This is a genomic window from Halomonas sp. Y3 (assembly GCF_024137965.1).
GTDB classification, from domain to species: Bacteria; Pseudomonadota; Gammaproteobacteria; order Pseudomonadales; family Halomonadaceae; genus Halomonas; species Halomonas mongoliensis.
In genome coordinates this window covers 782161-801107 of record NZ_CP099975.1, presented here as the reverse complement: position 1 = coordinate 801107, position 18947 = coordinate 782161, and the positions used below count along the sequence as shown (strand labels likewise).

Sequence of the window (18947 nt, the reverse complement as noted above, 5' to 3'; positions counted from 1 at the left end):
GGTGAATCAGCCCACCCAGACCCGGGCGTTGCGGAAGAGGCGCAGCCAGGCGCCGTCCCGGTTCCACTCCGCCGGACGCCAGGAGTTGGTGACCGCCCGCACCACCCGCTCCGGGTGGGGCATCATGATGGTGGCGCGGCCATCCGGGGTGGTCAGGCCGGTGATCCCGGAGGGAGAGCCGTTGGGATTGGCCGGATAGCGGGTGGTCACCTGGCCGTAGTTGTCCACGTAGCGCAGGGCCACCTGGCCGCTGCCCTGCATGGTGCGCAGATGGGCGCTGTCGCGGAACTCGGCGCGACCCTCGCCGTGAGCCACGGCGATGGGCAGACGCGAGCCCTCCATACCGGCCAGCAGAATAGAGGGACTCTTCTCCACCTGGACCATGGCCACCCGGGCCTCGAACTGCTCCGACTCATTGCGCATGAAGCGCGGCCAGGCCTCGGCGCCGGGGATCAGCGCCTTGAGCTGGGCGAGCATCTGACAGCCGTTGCAGACCCCCAGGGAGAAGCTGTCGTCGCGCTGGAAGAAGGCCGCGAACTGCTCCCGGGCGCGCGCGTTGAAGAGCACCGACTTGGCCCAGCCGCCGCCGGCGCCGAGCACGTCGCCGTAGGAGAAGCCGCCGCAGGCCACCAGCCCCTTGAAGGCCTCGAGATCGACGCGCCCCTCGAGGATATCGCTCATATGCACGTCCACCGCCTCGAAGCCGGCGCGATCGAAGGCCCAGGCCATCTCCACCTGGCCGTTGACGCCCTGCTCGCGCAGCACCGCCACCGAGGGGCGGGCCAGGTTGAGGTAGGGTGCGGCAATATCCTCGTTCACGTCGAAGGCGGGGGTCGCGGAGAGGCCCGGGTCGCGGTCGTCGAGCAGGCCGTCAAATTCGCTCTTGGCGCACTCAGGGTTGTCGCGCAGGGCCTGCAGGCGGTAGCTGGTCTCGGACCAGGTGCGCTGGGCCAGCAGCCGAGTGGTCTCCAGCAGCGGCTCCTCGAAGAGGGTCACCCGCACCTGGTCATCGTAGCGGGGCCGGGCGATGACGCCGCAGGTCTCGATGCCGGCAGCGGCGAACTGGGCCAGCACCTCCTCGGTGTGCTCGCGATTCACCTGGATCACCGCGCCGAGCTCCTCGGCAAACAGCGCATTGAAGGCCTCCACGGGCTCATCCACCAGCCAGTCGAGCTTGATCTCCAGGCCGGCATGGGCGGCAAAGGCCATCTCCAGCAGGGTCACCAGCAGGCCACCGTCGCTGCGGTCGTGGTAGGCGAGCAGCTTGCCCTCGGCGTTGAGCCCCTGGATCACCGCGAAGAAGGCCTTGAGGTCCTCGGGATCGTCCAGGTCCGGGCACTCGTCGCCCACCTGGCCGTAGACCTGGGCGAGTGCCGAGCCGCCCAGGCGATTCCGGCCGCCGCCCAGGTCGATCAGCAGCAGATCGGACTCGTCCTGCTCCAGATTGATCTGGGGCGTCAGGGTCTGCATGGCATCGGTGACCGGCGCAAAGCCGGTGATCACCAGCGACAGCGGCGAGGTGACGCTCTTCTCCTCGGCCTCGCCGTGCCCGTCATCAGAGCCGTTCGACTCCTGCCAGGCGGTGCGCATGGACATGGAGTCCTTGCCCACCGGGATGGCGATGCCGAGCTGAGGGCAGAGCTCCATGCCCACGGCGTGAACGGCGTCGTAAAGGGCCTGGTTCTCGCCGGGGTGGTCGGCGGCGCTCATCCAGTTGGCGGAGAGCTTGATGTCGCCGAGCTTCTCGATGGGGGCCGCGGCCAGGTTGGTGATCGCCTCGGCCACCGCCAGGCGGGCGCTGGCGGCGGGGTCGATCAGCGCCACCGGGGGACGCTCGCCCATGGCCATGGCCTCGCCCGTGTGGGTGTCGAAGCTGGCCGTGGTCACGGCCACGTCGGCCACCGGCACCTGCCAGGGGCCGACCATCTGGTCTCGGGCCACCTGGCCGGTGATGGAGCGGTCACCGATGGTGATCAAAAAGCTCTTGGAGGCCACGGTGGGCAGGCGCAGCACCCGATCCATCGCCTCGCGCAGATCCAGGTTGTCGAGCATCACACCGGGCAGCTCGATGCCCTGGCGCGTGAACTCCCGGGTCATCTTCGGCGGCTTGCCGAAGAGCACGCTCATGGGCAGGTCCACGGGCTTGGTGTCGAAGTGGCCGTCGCGCACCTCCAGGTGGTGCGCCTCGGTGGCCTCCCCTACCACAGCGTAGGGGCAGCGCTCCCGCTGGCAGAGGGCGTCGAAGGTGTCGAGATCCTCCGGGGCCACCGCCAGCACATAGCGCTCCTGGGCCTCGTTGCACCAGATCTCCAGCGGGCTCATGCCGGGCTCGGCGTTGGGCACCGCGCGCAGGTCGAAGAGCCCGCCGCGTTCGCCATCCTTGACCAGCTCCGGCAGGGCATTGGAGAGCCCACCCGCCCCCACGTCGTGGAAGAAGCGGATGGGGTTGCCCTCGCCCAGGGCCCAGCAGCGGTCGATCACCTCCTGGACGCGGCGCTCGATCTCGGGGTTGCCGCGCTGCACCGAGGCGAAGTCCAGGTCAGCGCTGGAGGCGCCGGAGGCCATGGAGGAGGCCGCACCGCCCCCCAGGCCGATCAGCATGGCGGGGCCGCCCATCACGATCAGCTTGCCGCCCACCGGGATCTCGCCCTTCTGGACGTGGCCGTCGCGGATGTTGCCGTAGCCGCCGGCGATCATGATCGGCTTGTGATAGCCGCGGCGCTCGATGCCGCCCGCCCCCAGGGCGTCCTGCTCGAAGGTGCGGAAGTAGCCGGCGAGGTTGGGCCGGCCGAACTCGTTGTTGAAGGCCGCCCCGCCGATGGGGCCCTCCAGCATGATCTCGAGGGCCGAGACGATGCGCTCGGGCTTGCCGTAGTCGAAGGCCTCCCAGGGCTGCACGAACTCGGGGATGCGCAGGTTGGAGACGGTGAAGCCGGTGAGGCCCGCCTTGGGCTTGCCGCCGATGCCGGTGGCGCCCTCGTCGCGGATCTCGCCGCCGGCGCCGGTGGCCGCCCCCGGGTGCGGGGCGATGGCCGTGGGGTGGTTATGGGTCTCCACCTTCATCAGGATCTGGATCGGCTCCTCGGTGCTGCCGTAGACGGCGCGCTCGCCTGCCTGGCCGATCAGCGGCGCCGGGAAGAAGCGCGGCGCCGTGGTGCCCTTGATCACCGCGGCGTTGTCGCTGTAGGCGGAGAGGATATTCTCCGGGGAGGCCTGGTAGGTGTTCTTGATCATCTTGAACAGCGAATGGCTCTGGGCCTCGCCGTCGACCACCCAGTCGGCGTTGAAGATCTTGTGGCGGCAGTGCTCGGAGTTCGCCTGGGCGAACATCATCAGCTCGACGTCGGTGGGATTGCGGCCCAGGTCGCCGAAGGCCTCCACCAGATAGTCGATCTCATCCTCGGCCAGGGCCAGGCCCAGGGCGACGTTGGCATCGACCAGCGCCTCACGGCCGCCCTCCAGCACGTCCACGCTGCCCAGGGGGGCCGGCTCGTGGTGGGCGAAGAGCTTGGCCGCGTCCGAGGCGTCGGCCAGCACGGTCTCGGTCATGCGGTCGTGGAGGGTGGCGCGAATGGCCTCGAAGACCTTCTCCGAGAGCATGCCCTTGAGCTTGACCCGGTAGGCGATGCCACGCTCCAGGCGCCGCACGCCCTTGAGGCCACAGCTGTGGGCGATATCAGTGGCCTTGGAGGACCAGGGCGACTGGGTGCCGATACGCGGCACCACCAGGAACAGCTGGCCCTCTGCTCGGGCGCCCTCGACGTCAGAGCCCTGAAGGTGAGAACCCTGAAGTTGAGAACCATAGTCGAGCAGCTGCTCCAGCACCGCCAGCGCCTCGGCGCTGAGCTCGCCTTCGTGATCGACGAAGTGCACGTACTCCGCGGTGAGCGACTCGACGTCGGCCGCCACCTCGCGCAGGGCGGCCAGCAGCTTGGCGTGACGGAAGGCGGAGAGGGCGGGGGCGCCGCGCAGTTCGAGCATATCCTGGAGCCTCTGGAAATCATCAGGGTCGGGGCCGCAGCCAGCGGCAAAGAGCGCCTATGATACTGGAAAGCTCGGGGCGGAAGAAATCGAGGCGAGAAATCGCACGGATGACAGCGGCGCCGGGGCTGGTTATGGTGAGGGGTCGTCTCCGCCAGCCGTCACCCGCATGCTTCCGACCCTGATTCCCCCCCTGCGCCGCCGGCGCGGCCATCTTGCCCTGCTCGCCGTCCTGGCACTCGGCCTCTGGCCCTCTCCCCCCGGCACGCCGGATGGACGCCGCCTCGATGAAGCCCTGGCGCGGGAGTTCCTGCAGGTGCATACCCGCAACACCCCCACCACCTACTACGAAGGGCGCGAGGGGCCCACCGGCTTCGAGTATGAGTTGGCGCGACGCTTTGCCGCCCATCTGGGTATCAGCCTCTCGCTGCGCTCGGACCACCAGATCGCCAGCGTCCTCGAGGCGGTCCGCACCGAGGGAGACCTTGGCGCCGCCGCCCTGCCGCTGACGCCGACAGCCGAGGGCGTGATCTTCAGCCGCCCGATCCTCGAGCTGCAGCCGGTGGTGGTCTACCGGCGCGGCCTGCCCTCGGTGAACGGCCCGGAGCGGCTGACTGGCCTGACTCTTGGCACCCTGGCCGGCGCCGGTACCGACCTGGTCCTTGGCGAACTCGAGGCCGAGCACCCGGGGCTCAACTGGCTGGCCTTCCAGGAGCTCGAAGTGGCCGAGCTGCTGCGCCTGATCGAGGATGAGCGTCTCGATGCGGCGGTGATCTTCGAGCACCAGTTTCGCCTCAACCGGCTCTTCTTTCCCGGCGTGGAGCGCGGCTTCTCGCTGGGTGACCCGCTCTCCCTGGCCTGGGCCTTCCCGGCAGACGGAGGACTGGCACTGGCGGAGGCGGCCAACGGCTTTCTCCAGGCGCTTCACGAGGAGGGCGAACTCGACGCCCTGGTGGCACGCTACTTCGGCCACGATGATTACCTGGAGTACGTCGGCGCACGCACCTTCATCCAGCACGCCCACGCCCGCCTGCCCGCCTACACCGAGCTGTTCCAGGAGGCGGCCCGCCAGGCCGGATTCGACTGGAAACTGCTGGCCGCCCTGGGCTACCAGGAGTCCCACTGGGACCCCGAGGCCACCTCCCCTACCGGCGTTCGCGGGCTGATGATGCTGACCCTGCCCACCGCCGGGGATCTTGGCGTTTCCGACCGCCTCGACCCCGCCCAGAGCATCCAGGGCGGCGCCCGCTATCTGCGCGAGCTAAAGGATCGCCTGCCGGAGTCGATACGGGGAGAGGACCGCCTCTTCATGGCCATGGCCGCCTACAACGTGGGGCTGGGCCATCTCTACGACGCTCGGCGCATCACCGAGCAGCGCGGCGGTGACCCGAACCGCTGGGCCGACGTACGCGAGTCGCTGCCGCTGCTGCAGGAGCGCGAATGGTACCGCCAGACCCGCCACGGCTACGCCCGGGGCGGCGAGCCGGTGATCTATGTGCGCAATATTCGCCGCTACCACGAGATACTCAGCTATGTGGACCGCAACCAGCAGCAGTTCTACCTGCTCAATGCCAGGCTGCCGGATGACGAAGAGGAGAAGCTGCTTCAGCTGGTGGGAGCGCCGCCCTGATCTTCCCGCCGGGCGGCGAAGAACGCCTTGAGCAGCCGGGAAGCGCGGGTGGCCAGCACCCCACCCTCCACGACCACTCGGTGGTTGTACCAGGGCTGGGCAAAGAGGTTGGCCCTGGACTCCACCATGCCGGTTCGCGGCTCCGCCGCGCCGTAGACCACCCGGGCCAGCCGGGCATGAATGATCGCCCCGGTGCACATCAGACAGGGCTCCAGGGTCACATAGAGGGTGCAGCCGTCGAGGCGATAGTTGCCGAGCCGCGCACCGGCATCGCGCAGGGCGCGAATCTCGGCATGGGCGCTGGGGTCGCACCCCGCCACCGGCGCATTGTAGCCGGCGCCGACGATCTCGCCTTCGGCATTCACCACCACGGCACCCACCGGCACTTCACCGGCGGCCAGCCCCTGGCGGGCCTGGTCCAGCGCCCGGTGCATGTAGAACTCATCGCTGCGCAACGGCCTCGACTCCATGTAGACTGATCTGAAACGTCCGTATGAGAGGGCCCGCAGGCCCCGACTGCCCCTGGAGATCTCGCGCATGTCCAACGCTCTCGACGCCCTGGTGGGCCTGCTGGCCCTCGAGCCCCTAGAGGAGAACCTGTTCCGCGGCGCCAGCCAGGATCTTGGCCTGCCCCAGCTGTTCGGCGGCCAGGTACTGGGCCAGGCGCTCTCGGCGGCCACCCAGACCGTCGACGCCTCCCGGCGCGCCCACTCCCTGCACGGCTACTTCCTGCGCCCGGGGGATGCGCGCCGCCCGGTAGTCTATCAGGTAGACGCCGTGCGCGACGGCGGCAGCTTTACCACCCGCCGGGTCACCGCCATCCAGAAGGGCCGGCCGATCTTCTTCTGCAGCGCCTCCTTCCACGGCGAGGAGGCGGGCCTGGACCACCAGCCCACCATGCCCGAGGTGGCGCCGCCGGAGCAGCTGGCCGATACGGGGCACCGCCTGGTGCGCTTCGACGACCACCCCATCGAGTTCCTGCTGGCCGGCGAGGAGCACCAGGCGGGCGAGCCGGCGCACAAGCGGGTGTGGTTCCGCCTGGCCGGCGAGCTCCCCAACGCCCCCGCACTCCACCGCTCCCTGCTGGCCTACAGCTCCGACTTCAACCTGCTGACCACCGCCCTGGTGCCCCACGGGCTCGACTATCGCGACCCCGGGCTGCAGATCGCCAGCCTCGACCATGCGCTCTGGTGCCACCACGACGTGCGCGTCAACGACTGGCTGCTCTACGACATGGACAGCCCCTGGGCCGGCGGCGCCCGCGGGTTCACCCGCGGCGCCATCTACGACCGCCAGGGCCGTCTGGTGGCCTCCGCCGCCCAGGAGGGACTGACTCGGCTGCGCAGGCCCGCCGAGGGCTAGCCGAAGCGCCCTCGGCGGCGCTACCATCACGACAGGCGCCGCAATAGCTCAGCTGGTAGAGCAACGCACTCGTAATGCGTAGGTCGGAGGTTCGACTCCTCTTTGCGGCACCACCCCTTTCTTTTGCGGCACCTCCCCTTCCGACAAGATGGCCACCGCGGCTTACCGCGGTGGCCATCTTGTCGAGCCCAAGGCGCGTCAGAAGTAGCCGATCAGCCGCATGCAGTGCGGGCGGATGGTGAGGTAGGCCTCGCGCACATCGGCCTCGCCGGGCGTCTCCTTCATCCGCGCGACGTCATCACCGGTGTAGCGAGTCTCGCCGATGGTCAGGTCGGCCGCGCCCGCCGGGAACTCCTCTTCGCTGAAGGGCATGGGGCGCAGCGCCTCCAGGCGCTGCCGGGAGTCGCCGATGGCGGTGTGCATCGCCATGTACTCATCCTCCTGGAGCCAGTGGCCGGTCAGGCGGTCGCAGGAGAGCAGCTCCCGGTGATGGGCTTCCAGGGCGGTCAGATCGACCTTGTCAGGCGCGTCGGCGGCAAGGGCGGGGGCGCCGAGCAGGCCGGCAGCAATCAATGAAACAAGCATGGGCAATCCTCCTGGCGCCCATTCTTGCCCGCCCGGCGCCGGCTGCCAAGTTCGACTCAGGCCTCAAGCCTTGGGGCGCGACGCCGCGGAGCGGGTGTCGGCACCTCGGTGGAGAGCTCCACCTCGAGGATCTCGCCCTGCTGCCAGACCCGCAGCCGGGCAGGGGCGTCCCGGGGCGTGTCGCGCACCAGCTCCAGGAAGTGCATCGGCGTCTCGGGCGTCTCGCCGTTGACCTCCAGCAACAGGTCCCCGGGGGCAAGCCCCGCCGCCGCGGCCTCACCGCTGACGTCGCTGACCAGCACCCCGGCCCGGTCCGGCAGGCCCAGGGCCTCGCGCAGGTCCTCGTCCAGCGGCGTCACCGTGATGCCCAGCGCCACCACCACCTGATCGTCCAAGCCCTGAAACTCGATCTGCCGGGCCGCCTCCAGCACCTCCGGCGCCACATGGATGCTGGCCCCGGCCTTCAGCGCCAGGGCGATGGCATCGCTGGGGCGGCTATCGATATGCACCGGCGCCTCACGGCCGGGCAGCGTCAGCTCCAGCATGCCCAGGAAGGTACTCTCGGTGAGGGCATCCACATAGACCCGCGTCAGCGTTACCTCGACACCCTCCAGCACATCACCCAGCAGCTCGTGAGTCATCGGCCGCGGGCCGCGCTCGCCGGCCAGGGCGCGCAGGATGGCGCGCGCCTCGGTCACGCCGATATAGATCGGGATCACCTCCCGGGCCCCCGGCTCGCGCAGCAGCACCACCGGCACTCCGGCCACCCCCGACATGCCCACCGTGGCCACCTCCACCTCGACCATCGTGTCCTGGGGTGCGGCCAGCTCCCGGGCCTGGGCAGCGCTGCCCAGGGTCAGCAGCAGGGCAGCGCCGAAGGGCAGCAGCGGACGCAGCAGGGTCATCATCATGGCAGCACTCCTCATCTTGCCGCCCCGACTCAGGGCAGCGGGGTCACGACGCCTTCAGCCTATACCCCCAGCCTGTTTGCCGCATCCCTGCAGACAGACTGTCCAAGGCAACGTAAGCTGCAGCTATCTCAGGCAGCCCGCCCCGTCAGGTCAGGCCCATGCGCACACTGCTCCGCACTCGCCCGCCCCTGTGGCTATGGCTGATCGCCCTTGGCGGGGCCTGTCTCTCCCTGTTCGCCGCCCACCAGGTGCGGCAGAGCAGCGCGGAGGAGGCCCTGCAGCGCTTCGCCTTTACCGCCGACCGGGTGACCGCGCGCATCGAGGAGCGCCTGGCCGCCTATGCGCTGGTGCTGCGCGGCGCGGCGGGCCTCTTCGAGGCCTCGGAGGAGGTCAGCCGAGACGGGTGGCGCACCTTTATCGACAAGCTTCACGCGACCGATGCCCTGGGAAATATCCAGGGCATCGGCTACGCCCGACGGATATCGCCGGCCGGGCTGGAGGCCCACGAAGCCGAGATGCGCGCCGAAGGCCTGGCCGACTACCGCGTCCACCCCCCGGGGCAGCGGGACACCTATGCCGCCGTCGTCTACCTGGAGCCGCTGAACGAACGCAACCGGCGCGCCCTGGGCTATGACACCTACTCGGAGCCGGTGCGCCGTGCGGCCATGGAACAGGCGCGAGATACCGGCCGAGCCGCCCTGAGTGCCAGAGTACAGCTGGTCCAGGAGACCGACGAGGATGTACAGCCCGGCACCCTGATGTATGTACCGGTCTATCGCCGGGGCGAGCCGCTCGACAGTCTGGCCCAGCGGCACCAGGCGCTGGAGGGCTGGGTCTATATTCCCTACCGGATGCACGACCTGATGCAGGGCATCCTCGCCGCCTGGGACCAGGGCTCGCAGGGCGCCTTGGCCCTGCGCCTCTACGACGGAGAGCGCCGGACACCAGAGGCCCTGCTCTATCAGAGCCATGCCCCGGCCAGCGACCCGGCACGAGCCAGCATCTTCTCCCAGCAGCGCCGGGTCGACTTCAACGGCCGTACCTGGTGGCTCGACTTCGACCACCTGGACCCGGAGGGGGCTGTGCCGAGCCTCAGCGCCTGGCTGACTCTGGCCGCAGGCCTGGCCCTGACCGGCCTGCTCTGCGCCCTGCTGCTCTCCCTACTGACCACCCGCACCCGGGCCCTGCGCATCAGCGACAGGCTGACCCTCGCCATCCGCGACCGCGAAGCCGAGCTTGCCAGCCTGCTGGGGCGACTGCAGACCATTGCCGACCGGGTGCCCGGCGTGGTCTATGAATACCGCCTGGCCCCCGACGGCCGCTCCTGGTTTCCCTATGCCAGCTCGAGCATGCAGCACGTCTACGGCGTCTCCCCGGACGCCCTCAAGGAGGATGCCGCCCCCGCCTTCGCCATCATTCACCCCGATGACCTGGATGCCTTCCGGAGTTCTATCCAGCACTCCGCCGAGACCCTGACTCCCTGGCGCCATGAGTATCGGGTGCGCCTCGACGACGGCCGCCAGCGGTGGCTCTCCGGCGACGCTCTGCCCCAGCGCGAACCCGACGGCAGCACCACCTGGTACGGCGTGATCAGCGATACGACCGAACGCAAGGAGATCGAGATGGCACTGCGCTGCGCCCACGCCGAGACCGAGCGCCTGCGGGAAGCCCTGGACCACGTCGACTCACCCGTCTACATGAAGGACGCCGACAGCCGCTACAGCTACGCCAACCGCGCCGCCCTGGCGCTGCTGGGCTGTACGGAAGAGGCGCTGATCGGCAGCGACGCCAGCCGCTTTCTGCCCGGAGAACTGGCCCACCAGCAGCGCCGGACCGATGCCAGGGTGCTGCACGGCGACCAGGTGACCGAGGAGGTGATCCTCACCGACCCCGGTGGCGAACGCCGCGTCTATCTGGACATCAGGACGCCGATTCACGATGGCGAAGAGATCGTCGGCCTGCTTGGCATCGCCAGCGATATCACCCTGCTCAAGGAGCAGGAGCAGCGGCTCGAGCAGCTGGCCCATCACGACGCCCTGACCGGCCTCCCCAACCGGGCGCTGCTGGCGGATCGCCTCGATCAGGCCATGACCCAGGAGTCACGCCGCGGCAGCCTGCTGGCCCTGGCCTACCTGGATCTGGACGGCTTCAAGGCCGTCAACGACCGCCACGGCCACGCCGCCGGCGACCAGCTGCTGACCACACTCTCCCATCGGCTCAAGAGGGTCCTGCGCGAGGGCGATACCCTGGCGCGCCTGGGCGGCGACGAGTTCGTCGCCGTGCTGCGGGAGCTTAACGACCGCGCCTCGGCCACGCCCCTGCTCGAGCGCCTGCTCGAAGCGGCTGCCCTGCCGGTATCCCACGAAGGTCAGGAGCTGTCGGTCAACGCCAGCCTCGGCGTGACCTTCTACCCCCAGGCGGAGCCCATGGAGGCCGAGCAGCTCCTGCGCCAGGCCGACCAGGCCATGTACCAGGCCAAGCTCGCCGGCAAGGGCCGCTACCACCTCTTCGATGCGGAGCATGACCGCTACCTGCGCAGCCAGCATGAAAGCCTGGGCAGGCTACAGCAGGCGCTGGAGGACGGCGAGCTGCTGCTGCACTACCAGCCCAAGGTCAACCTGCGCACGGGGGCGGTAGTCGGCGTCGAGGCGCTGCTGCGCTGGCAGCATCCGGCACGGGGGCTGCTGCTGCCCAGCAGCTTCCTGCCCGGCATGGAGGAGCACGCCCTGGCGGAAGCGCTGGGCGAGTGGGTCATGCGTACCGCCCTGGCCCAGGCGGCGGCCTGGTACCGTAGCGGGCTGAACGTGCCCGTCAGCGTGAATGTCGGCGCCCGCCAGCTGCGTCAGCGGGAGCTCCCCGAGCGCCTGGGCCGGTTGCTTGCCGAGCACCCCGAGCTGCCCCCGGGCATGCTGGAGCTCGAGGTGCTGGAAACCAGCGCCCTGGGCGATCTGGCCCTGATCGCCGACCGTCTGGCGGCGTGCCGCCGGGCCGGGGTCGATGTTTCACTGGACGACTTCGGCAGCGGCTACTCCTCGCTGACCTATCTCAAGCGCCTGCCGGCGGGCACCATCAAGGTCGACCAGTCCTTTATCCGCGACATCCTCAAGGTCCCCGAGGATATCAAGATCCTCGAGGGGGTCCTGGGGCTGGCCGACGCCTTCGGTCGCCGGGTCATCGCGGAAGGGGTGGAGTCTACCCGCCACGGCGACCTGCTGCTGCGCCTGGGGTGCGAGCTGGGCCAGGGCCACGGCATCGCGCGTCCGATGCCCGCCGAGGCCCTCCCCGACTGGCTGGCTCACTGGCAGCCGCCGGCGCACTGGGCACGACTGGCGCCCGTGAGCCGGGCTCGGCTGCCCCTGCTGTATGCCAGCGTCGAGCATCGCGCCTGGCGCCAGCAGCTGACCGCCGCCCTGAACGACAGCGGCGGGACGCCGGCCCTGGCGGCGTCGGCGTGCCAGCTGCGCCACTGGGTCAAGCTCAGCTGCGACCGGCGCCCCTTCGACAGCGAGCCCATCCGACGTCAGCACCAGCGCATCCACAGCAGAGCCAAGACCCTGGTGGCCCTGCACCATCGCGGCCGGCAGGACGACGCCATGGCGCAGCTGGCCGCGTTGAACGCCATGAGCGACGACCTGCTGGCCATGCTGGAGGCGCTGCTCGACGCTCCCGAGGGCTGAGCGAGACTAGGACTTGCCGGCGGTAAAGCCGCCGTCGACCATCAGGGTGGTGCCGGTGATGAAACTCGCCTCGTCGCTGGCCAGGAACAGGAAGGCGTTGGCCACCTCCTCCGAACGGCCCAGGCGGCCGATGGGGTGCATGCTGATCAGCCCCTGCAGCAGTTCCTCGTCCAGCGCCGCAAGCAGCGGCGTGTCGATATAGCCCGGGCCGATGCCGTTGACCCTTACGCCCTTCGGCGCCGCTTCGATGCCCAGGGTGCGCGTCATGTTGACCACGCCACCCTTGGCCGCGGTATAGGCGGCGGTCTGGGACTGGCCGACCATGCCCAGGATGGAGGCGCAGTTGACGATGCTGCCGCTGCCCTGGCGATACATCACCCGCAGCGCGGCCCGAGCCACCCGGAAGACGCCGTTGAGATTGATGTCGATGATGCGCAGATACTCCTCGTCGGTGACCTCGTCCGAGGGCGTGATGCCACCGATACCGGCATTGTTGAACACTGCATCCACGCTGCCGAGTTCCGCCACGCTCTCCTCGAAGAGCCGGTCCACCTGGGCGGTATCGGTCACGTCGCACACCTTGAACAGGCAGCGCCCGCCGTGCTTGCCGTCGAGCTCGGCCGCCCGGGCGGCGCCCTCGCTGCCCTCGAGGTCGGCGATCACCGCGTTGGCACCCTCCTCCAGGCAGCGCTCGATGCTGGCAAGCCCGATGCCGCTGGCACCGCCGGTCACGATCACGTTCTTTCCCTGCATGCGCATAGGGTCACTCCCTGTTGATGATGAACAGAGCGGGACAGCCTGCCCCGCCGACCCAGTGTAGCCGGGGCCGATAGCGACCCCCTAACGGTTCATCAGCGGGACAGAGGGATCCCCAGCCTGTCTTGACGCGCATCAATTCGTGCCAGCGAGTGGTCCGGCGCAGCTCCCAGCCGCTGCCCTCCCGGGGCAGGCCGAGGCGTGATCAGGCGTCCAGGTCGAGGGCCTCCAGAGGCGCAGGTCGGGCAAACAGGTAGCCCTGGAAGGTGCGGCAGCCGTGTGCCAGCAGCCAGTCGCGCTGAGCCTCGTTCTCCACTCCCTCTGCCACCACCTCCAGCCGCAGGCTCTGCGCCAGGGCGATGGTACTGGCGACGATCGCCTCGCTGGCCTCATCCTCCAGCAGGTCGCACACGAAGGACTGGTCGATCTTGAGCTGGTCCAGGGGCAAGCGCTTGAGATAGGCCAGCGAGGAGTAGCCGGTGCCGAAATCATCCAGCGAGAAGCGCACGCCGTACTCACGCAGGCGCAGCATGCGTTCCCGGGCCGCCTCCCGCCCCTCGAGAAAGAGGCTTTCGGTCACCTCGAGCTTGAGGCGGTTGGCCGGGGCGCCTGTCGTCTCGAGGCATTCCAGCACGCGTTCCACGAAGTCCGGCTCGCGGAACTGACGCGGACTGACGTTAACGGAGAGACTCAGCGCCGAGCGTGCCGGATCGGCCGCCCAGGCCGCCAGTTGACGACAGGCCTGTTCCAGCACCCAGAAGCCGATCGCAACGATCAGCCGGTTCTCCTCGGCCAGGGGAATGAACTCGCCGGGAGAGACCTGACCGCGCACCGGGTGCATCCAGCGCACCAGCGCCTCGGCCCCCACGGGCCGGCCCCGATCATCTACCTGGGGCTGGTAGTGCAGACGCAGTTCGCCATTGGGCAGCGCCTGCCTCAGGTCCGCCTCCAGGCGGGCGCGGGCCTGCAGCCGCACCTGCATGTCGGGGTCGAAGAAGGCCAGGGTATTGCGTCCAGCCGCCTTGGCCTGGAACAGCGCCATATCGGCCTGCTGCAGGATCTCGTCGAGGGTCGTCTCATGGTCGCGGAACAGGGTAATGCCCAGGCTCGCCGACACGCTGACCCGCTCCTCACCCAGGCGTATCGGCGTCTGCATCACCGCCAGCAGCTTGTTGGCGACCCGTTCGGCGATCACCGCCACGGCATCCGGATCGCTCCCCAGATCGTGAAGCAGCACGGCAAACTCGTCACCGCCCAGCCGAGCCAGGGTATCCGTCTCCCGCAGCGCCTCCTCATAGCGATGGGCCACCTCCCTCAGCAGCTGGTCGCCGGCGTGGTGGCCAAGCGTATCGTTGACCTGCTTGAAGTGGTCCAGGTCAACGAAGATCAGCGCCCCGATCTGGCCGCTGCGATAGCTGTCCTTGAGGGTCATCTCCAGGCGGTCGAGCATCAGCCGGCGGTTCGGCAGGCCGGTCAAGGGGTCGAAGAAGGCCAGCTGGTGGATCTCCTCCTCGGCGGCCTTGCGCTCGGTAAGGTCGCTGAAGGTCGCCACGAAATGGGTCGGCTTCCCCTCGGTATCACGCACCGCGGAGAGGGTCAGCCACTCGGGGAACACCTCGCCGTTCTTGCGGCGGTTCCAAACCTCCCCCTGCCAGCTGCCGCTGCTCAGCACGCTGCGCCACAGCCGCCGATAGAAGGCCCCGTCGTGGAGGCCCGACGACAGCAGGCGCGGGTTCCTGCCCAGCACCTCCGCCTCGCTATAGCCGGTGATACGGGTGAAGGTCTCGTTGACCTTCAGGATGCGGCTGTTGCCATCGGTGATCAGCATGCCCAGGTGGGTCTCGAAGGCGGTGGCGGCGATGCGCAGCTGCGCCTCGGTGGCGCGCTCATCGGTCACGTCTCGCACCAGCGCCAGGGCACCGCCCGCTCCCTCTCCAGGCTCCCGCAGCGGGCTAAGCACCGAGTGAAACTGGCGCGGCTCACCGTGCAGGTGCAGGGTGTAGTCGTACTCTACCGGCCCGTCGCCTCGCCGCAGCGTCTCGAAGGCCTCGTCGAGCTGACGGGCCATGGGGGCCGGCAGCACCTCGCGGTAGTGACGCTGCAGGAAGGAGGCGGCATCGGCCATCAGCTCAGCGGGATCAGCGGCGTGCACATAGGTGAAGCGCCCCTCGGCGTCGAACACGAAGATAATGTCCTGGATCGAGCTCACCAGGGCCTGCAGGCGCGCCTCCCGGCTGCGAGCATCGCGACGCGCCAGCTCGCGCTCCCGGGCCTGCCGGCGCATCTCCTCCTCCAGGCGCAGTCGATTGAGGTAGTGCCGCAGCACCAGCCCCCCCAGCCCCATGACCAGCAGGCCGACCATCACCCGCACCCACAGCCGGTAGGACCAGTCGCTGAGCAGCACGTCCAGCCCCTCCCCCACCACCACCACGAAGGGCAGGTCATCGAGGCGTCGCATGGTGTAGAGCCGATCGCTGCCGTCCAGGGGGGAGGCGGTACGCAAGTGGGTTCTCGCCTCTCCGCTCTGGATGAACGCCTGGGTCAGGGGCTCCTCGATCCGCCGCCCCAGCACCCCGCCCGCCTCCTCTTCTGCCCCTGCTTCGCCCACCCCGGGGCGGCGTGCCACCAGTCGCATCCCGGTATCGATGATGGCGATGCTCTCGCCCCTCGTCAGGCTCAGGTCATCGAGGGTCTGACCGAAGACGGCGGGGTCCAGCTGAATCATCACCGTTCCACCGCCGGCGAGGCGGCGCAGCAGCACCACCACCTGGCGACGCTCCAGCGCCGACCAGAGCAGCGGCGTCACCAGGGCCTCTCGGGACGGCTGCGCCTGCATCAGGCGGAAGAAGGGCAGGCCCGACATGTCGAATCCGGGCGGATGCAGGGGGCTGGAGGAGGCGACCACCCGGCCGCCCTCATCGATGAGGCTCACCTTGTCGATGAGCCCCAGGCTCTCGCGCCGCCGGGCCAGAAACTCCTCGGCCTGCTCGACTACCAGCGGCTCCCCGAACAGGCGCTGGCGTTGCGGTGGCTCCAGCACCTCTGTCATGCCCGTCAGCGCGGCCTCACTGACCGAGAAGATGCCGGCCACCCACTCCGCCACCAGGTCGGCACGGGCCGCCGTGCGCTCCCTAGCCGCCTGCATGTCGCGCTGGTACTGGTCGAACAGGAAGCCGGCCAGGGTAGCGAAGAGGACGAGCATGCCCACCACATAGAGGGCAATGGCGATACGGCGATCCTTGCGGTTGCGGCGCTCGACCGGGTCGTCATCCAAAGCGGCGGTCATCGCTCAGCGATCCTTGCGTGTCGTGGGGGGTGGACTCCTCGGCAGTGTAACGTCCACGGTGGAATTGTGCCGCTTCGGCAGACGGGAGGGTACCGCTTAAGCTGCCGGGAGACACCAGCCTGCGGCCGAGAGGCCGTTGTACAGCCCGGCACTCGGCTGTCCGAAAGGCTTCCGCGCTCCCCTCCCCGCGCCTCTCTCAGTCTTCGTAGGGGCGCGCCCGGATCTCGTCAGGCTCATGGCGGGCGAGGATCTCCTCGATCTCGGGCCTTGATGCATCGGGCACGATCACCTTGACCTCATTGCTGTCTCTGTCGAAGTAGAGTTTCTCCCGGGGATAGCCCTCGGAGACCAGCTCGTCATAGGCATTGACCGCCTTGTTGGCGCTGCCATAGGCCGCCGTTACTGTCTGTGTCATGAGACACCCTCCTGGATGGACATTAAGAAGCACCGGCACCGTCAGGCACCGGGGTCGGGGCAGGGAGTCACTCCCTGGCCACAGTGTAGTCATAGCGGCTCGCCGAGTGCGGGCCAGGGGTGTCGCAGATGGCGACATCACCCCGGGCTGCTTCTCCTCCTTTCGCCGACACCGCACCGGTAAAAGCAATAGTCCTCGCCACGATACCGCGAGGCCCGGCGGGATTCGCTATGCTGCAGGAGACTCCCTGCGGAAGCCCTCGCCCATGCGACTCGCGATCCTGCTCCTCGCCTGCCTGCTGCCCCTCGCCGCTGAAGCGGACGACACGCCCGCCCGCTCACCGGACACGGCACTCGAGGCCTATGTGGCAAGGCCGGATGCGGCCTTTCACTGGGAGGAGGTCGCTCGACACCGCCTCCTCGGCACCGAGACCCGGCTGATCGAACTGACTTCCCAGCGCTGGCGCGACACCCTCTGGCACCATCAGCTTTGGCTGATCGACCCCACCGAGGGGCAGGGCGACCGCCACGCCCTGCTGTTCATCGGCAGCGGCACCTGGCCGACCGTGGGCGAGCCCTCCCGGGAGCCGCCGCGGGACGCCGCACGCTTCGTGGCCCTGGCCCGGGCGTTGGAGACGCCGGTGGCGGTGCTGCGCCAGGTGCCCTTCCAGCCGCTGCTGGGCGGGCTGACCGAGGACTCCCTGATCGCCGAGACCTTCCTGCGCTTTCTCGACGCCCCCGAAGAGGCCGACTGGCCGTTGCTGCTGCCCATGGTCAACAGCGCGGTGCGCGCCATGGATGCCCTGCAGGCGCTGACCGCCGACTGGGAGGCCCCTCTCGAGACCTTCACCCTGACCGGCGCCTCCAAGCGCGGCTGGACCACCTGGCTCACCACCGCGGTGGACCCGCGGGTGGCGGCCCAGGCCCCCATGGTGTTCGATATCCTCGACATGGAGCCGCAGCTGGCCCACCAGCGCCGAGTGTGGGGGGCTCCTTCACCGCAGATCGCCGACTATACCCAGCGCGGTATCGATGCCCGGCTCGACAGCGAGGCGGGCCGCGCCTTGCAGGCCATGGTCGACCCCTACCGCTACCGGGAGCGCCTGACCCAGCCCAAGCTGCTGGTGCTGGCCAGCAACGACGCCTACTGGCCGGTGGACGCCCTCAACCTCTACTGGGATGCCCTGCCCGAGCCCCGCCATCTGCTCTACCTGCCCAACCAGGGCCACCGGCTGCGCGACTATGCCCGCCTGCTGCCGAGCCTGGTGGCTTTCCACCGCCGCGTGAGCCGTGGCGAGCCGCTGCCGGCGCTGGCCTGGACGTACCACTGCGAGGAGGAGCGGGTGGCGCTGCGGGTGCGCGCCTCCGAACCCGTCGACGAGGCCCGGGCCTGGGTGGCACAGGCGCCGACGCGCGACTTCCGCGAGGCCCGCTGGGACCCCCACCCCCTTGAGGCCGGCGACGGGGAGCTAGCCCTCGCACTGCCCTACCCCGAGAGCGGCTACCTGGCGCTGTTCGGCGAACTGCTGTTCACCGAGACGCCCGGGGAGCGGCTGACCCTCTCCACCACCGTGCAGGTAATCGGCCATGAGGCGGGCGCCTCCGATAGTGACCGCTGCCCCGAACCTCGGGGCAGCTAACCCTGCCAGAGGCTGCCGCTGGCAGGCGACGTGACCGCATCGAGAAAGCGCAGGGCCAGCGCCGGCTCCAGGGCAAGCATGAAGGCAACGCCCCAGACGCCGCCCCACAGGTGCGCACTGTGGTTGATGCGATCGCCTCCGCGCCGCTGGGCACGCAGGGAGTAGACCACATAGGCCGCCGCGAAGAGGATCGCCGGCACCGGCACGAAGAGCACGAAGAGCAGCGACCAGGGCCGCAGCAGGATATAGGCAAACAGCAGCGCCGCCACGGCTCCGGAGGCGCCCAGGCTGAGAAAACGCATATCGTGACGGTGGCGCAGATGGGTGGGCAGGATCGCCACCAGCAGCCCCGACAGGTAGAAGAGCAGAAAGCCAAAGGGCCCGATGCGCGGCGTCAGCACCAGCTCCATCACCGTGCCGAAGAAGTAGAGGGTGATCATGTTGAACAGCAGATGGGTGCCGTCGGCGTGGATGAAGCCGTGGCCCAGCAGCCGCCACCACTGCCCCCGTGCCACGCCGGGCGGCCAGTAGACCAGCGCCGCGTGCAGCCGGGGCCAGACCCAGGCCGCCAGGGTCACCGCCGTGGTCACGAGAACCAGCAGCAGCGTCATGCTCATGCACGGACCTCCCGAGAAGGACGCGCTGCCTTGCCGGCGCGGAAAGCCGGCGAGCCAGGCTCGGCAGCATCGTCAGGGTTCTCGGCTC

The 18947-nt window shown here is 69.2% G+C and carries 12 protein-coding genes and 1 tRNA gene; 5 read left to right on the top strand and 8 right to left on the bottom strand.

The genetic code is table 11. The annotated features are described in order from the left end of the window. Positions 1-6 precede the first annotated feature (6 nt). Complete coding sequence (purL, locus tag NHL60_RS03780; protein ID WP_253449208.1) at positions 7-3981, bottom strand: phosphoribosylformylglycinamidine synthase; 3975 nt, start codon at positions 3979-3981, stop codon at positions 7-9. 169 nt (positions 3982-4150) lie between these two features. Between purL and mltF the strand changes: the two genes are divergently transcribed. Beyond that, positions 4151-5611: a membrane-bound lytic murein transglycosylase MltF gene (gene mltF, locus NHL60_RS03775; protein WP_253449205.1), complete on the top strand. Its 1461-nt coding sequence runs from the start codon at positions 4151-4153 to the stop codon at positions 5609-5611. Here the strand turns inward: mltF and tadA are convergent. Continuing rightward, positions 5587-6066: a tRNA adenosine(34) deaminase TadA gene (gene tadA, locus NHL60_RS03770; protein WP_110068441.1), complete on the bottom strand. Its 480-nt coding sequence runs from the start codon at positions 6064-6066 to the stop codon at positions 5587-5589. The genes mltF and tadA overlap by 25 nt on opposite strands. Positions 6067-6148: 82 nt before the next feature. Here tadA and NHL60_RS03765 point away from each other — a divergent pair, with 82 nt between their 5' ends. Both NHL60_RS03765 and NHL60_RS03760 read left to right on the top strand, forming a co-directional pair. Further along, positions 6149-6973 carry an acyl-CoA thioesterase II gene (locus NHL60_RS03765; RefSeq protein ID WP_253449202.1) on the top strand — a complete coding sequence of 275 codons (825 nt, stop codon included), beginning with the start codon at positions 6149-6151 and terminating at the stop codon, positions 6971-6973. A 37-nt stretch (positions 6974-7010) separates the two neighbouring features. Next, positions 7011-7086: transfer RNA gene (locus tag NHL60_RS03760), tRNA-Thr, on the top strand. An 85-nt stretch (positions 7087-7171) separates the two neighbouring features. Here the strand turns inward: NHL60_RS03760 and NHL60_RS03755 are convergent. Continuing rightward, complete coding sequence (locus NHL60_RS03755) at positions 7172-7558, bottom strand: hypothetical protein (RefSeq protein WP_253449199.1); 387 nt, start codon at positions 7556-7558, stop codon at positions 7172-7174. Positions 7559-7614: 56 nt separating this feature from the next. After that, positions 7615-8469 carry a bifunctional nuclease domain-containing protein gene (locus NHL60_RS03750; RefSeq protein ID WP_253449196.1) on the bottom strand — a complete coding sequence of 285 codons (855 nt, stop codon included), beginning with the start codon at positions 8467-8469 and terminating at the stop codon, positions 7615-7617. A gap of 158 nt (positions 8470-8627) precedes the next feature. Between NHL60_RS03750 and NHL60_RS03745 the strand changes: the two genes are divergently transcribed. Then, on the top strand, positions 8628-12146 hold the full coding sequence (locus NHL60_RS03745) for a CHASE domain-containing protein (protein ID WP_253449194.1): 3519 nt from the start codon (positions 8628-8630) through the stop codon (positions 12144-12146). A 6-nt stretch (positions 12147-12152) separates the two neighbouring features. Here NHL60_RS03745 and NHL60_RS03740 read toward each other — a convergent pair whose 3' ends face one another. The 3 genes from NHL60_RS03740 to NHL60_RS03730 all read right to left on the bottom strand — a co-directional run bounded on the left by NHL60_RS03740 (position 12153) and on the right by NHL60_RS03730 (position 16603). Next, positions 12153-12905, bottom strand: a complete 753-nt coding sequence (locus tag NHL60_RS03740) for an SDR family NAD(P)-dependent oxidoreductase (RefSeq protein ID WP_253449192.1) — start codon at positions 12903-12905, stop codon at positions 12153-12155. Between the two features lie 202 nt (positions 12906-13107). After that, positions 13108-16188, bottom strand: a complete 3081-nt coding sequence (locus tag NHL60_RS03735; protein WP_253449190.1) for an EAL domain-containing protein — start codon at positions 16186-16188, stop codon at positions 13108-13110. 196 nt (positions 16189-16384) lie between these two features. Then, entirely contained in the window at positions 16385-16603 is a 219-nt protein-coding gene (locus tag NHL60_RS03730; RefSeq protein ID WP_253449188.1) for a hypothetical protein, read from the bottom strand. A gap of 265 nt (positions 16604-16868) precedes the next feature. Here NHL60_RS03730 and NHL60_RS03725 point away from each other — a divergent pair, with 265 nt between their 5' ends. Next, entirely contained in the window at positions 16869-18242 is a 1374-nt protein-coding gene (locus tag NHL60_RS03725; RefSeq protein ID WP_253449186.1) for a PhoPQ-activated pathogenicity-related family protein, read from the top strand. Here NHL60_RS03725 and NHL60_RS03720 read toward each other — a convergent pair. Continuing rightward, on the bottom strand, positions 18239-18859 hold the full coding sequence (locus tag NHL60_RS03720; RefSeq protein ID WP_253449184.1) for a rhomboid family intramembrane serine protease: 621 nt from the start codon (positions 18857-18859) through the stop codon (positions 18239-18241). The genes NHL60_RS03725 and NHL60_RS03720 overlap by 4 nt on opposite strands. Between the last annotated feature and the right edge of the window lie 88 nt (positions 18860-18947).

Excerpts from the sequence above, each read along its gene's own strand:
- purL (WP_253449208.1), bottom strand. The coding sequence starts at position 3,981 with ATGCTCGAACTGCGCGGCGCCCCCGCCCTCTCCGCCTTCCGTCACGCC.
- mltF (WP_253449205.1), top strand. The coding sequence starts at position 4,151 with ATGCTTCCGACCCTGATTCCCCCCCTGCGCCGCCGGCGCGGCCATCTT.
- NHL60_RS03765 (WP_253449202.1), top strand. The coding sequence starts at position 6,149 with ATGTCCAACGCTCTCGACGCCCTGGTGGGCCTGCTGGCCCTCGAGCCC.
- NHL60_RS03755 (WP_253449199.1), bottom strand. The coding sequence starts at position 7,558 with ATGCTTGTTTCATTGATTGCTGCCGGCCTGCTCGGCGCCCCCGCCCTT.
- NHL60_RS03750 (WP_253449196.1), bottom strand. The coding sequence starts at position 8,469 with ATGATGATGACCCTGCTGCGTCCGCTGCTGCCCTTCGGCGCTGCCCTG.
- NHL60_RS03745 (WP_253449194.1), top strand. The coding sequence starts at position 8,628 with ATGCGCACACTGCTCCGCACTCGCCCGCCCCTGTGGCTATGGCTGATC.
- NHL60_RS03740 (WP_253449192.1), bottom strand. The coding sequence starts at position 12,905 with ATGCGCATGCAGGGAAAGAACGTGATCGTGACCGGCGGTGCCAGCGGC.
- NHL60_RS03735 (WP_253449190.1), bottom strand. The coding sequence starts at position 16,188 with ATGACCGCCGCTTTGGATGACGACCCGGTCGAGCGCCGCAACCGCAAG.
- NHL60_RS03730 (WP_253449188.1), bottom strand. The coding sequence starts at position 16,603 with ATGACACAGACAGTAACGGCGGCCTATGGCAGCGCCAACAAGGCGGTC.
- NHL60_RS03725 (WP_253449186.1), top strand. The coding sequence starts at position 16,869 with ATGCGACTCGCGATCCTGCTCCTCGCCTGCCTGCTGCCCCTCGCCGCT.
- NHL60_RS03720 (WP_253449184.1), bottom strand. The coding sequence starts at position 18,859 with ATGAGCATGACGCTGCTGCTGGTTCTCGTGACCACGGCGGTGACCCTG.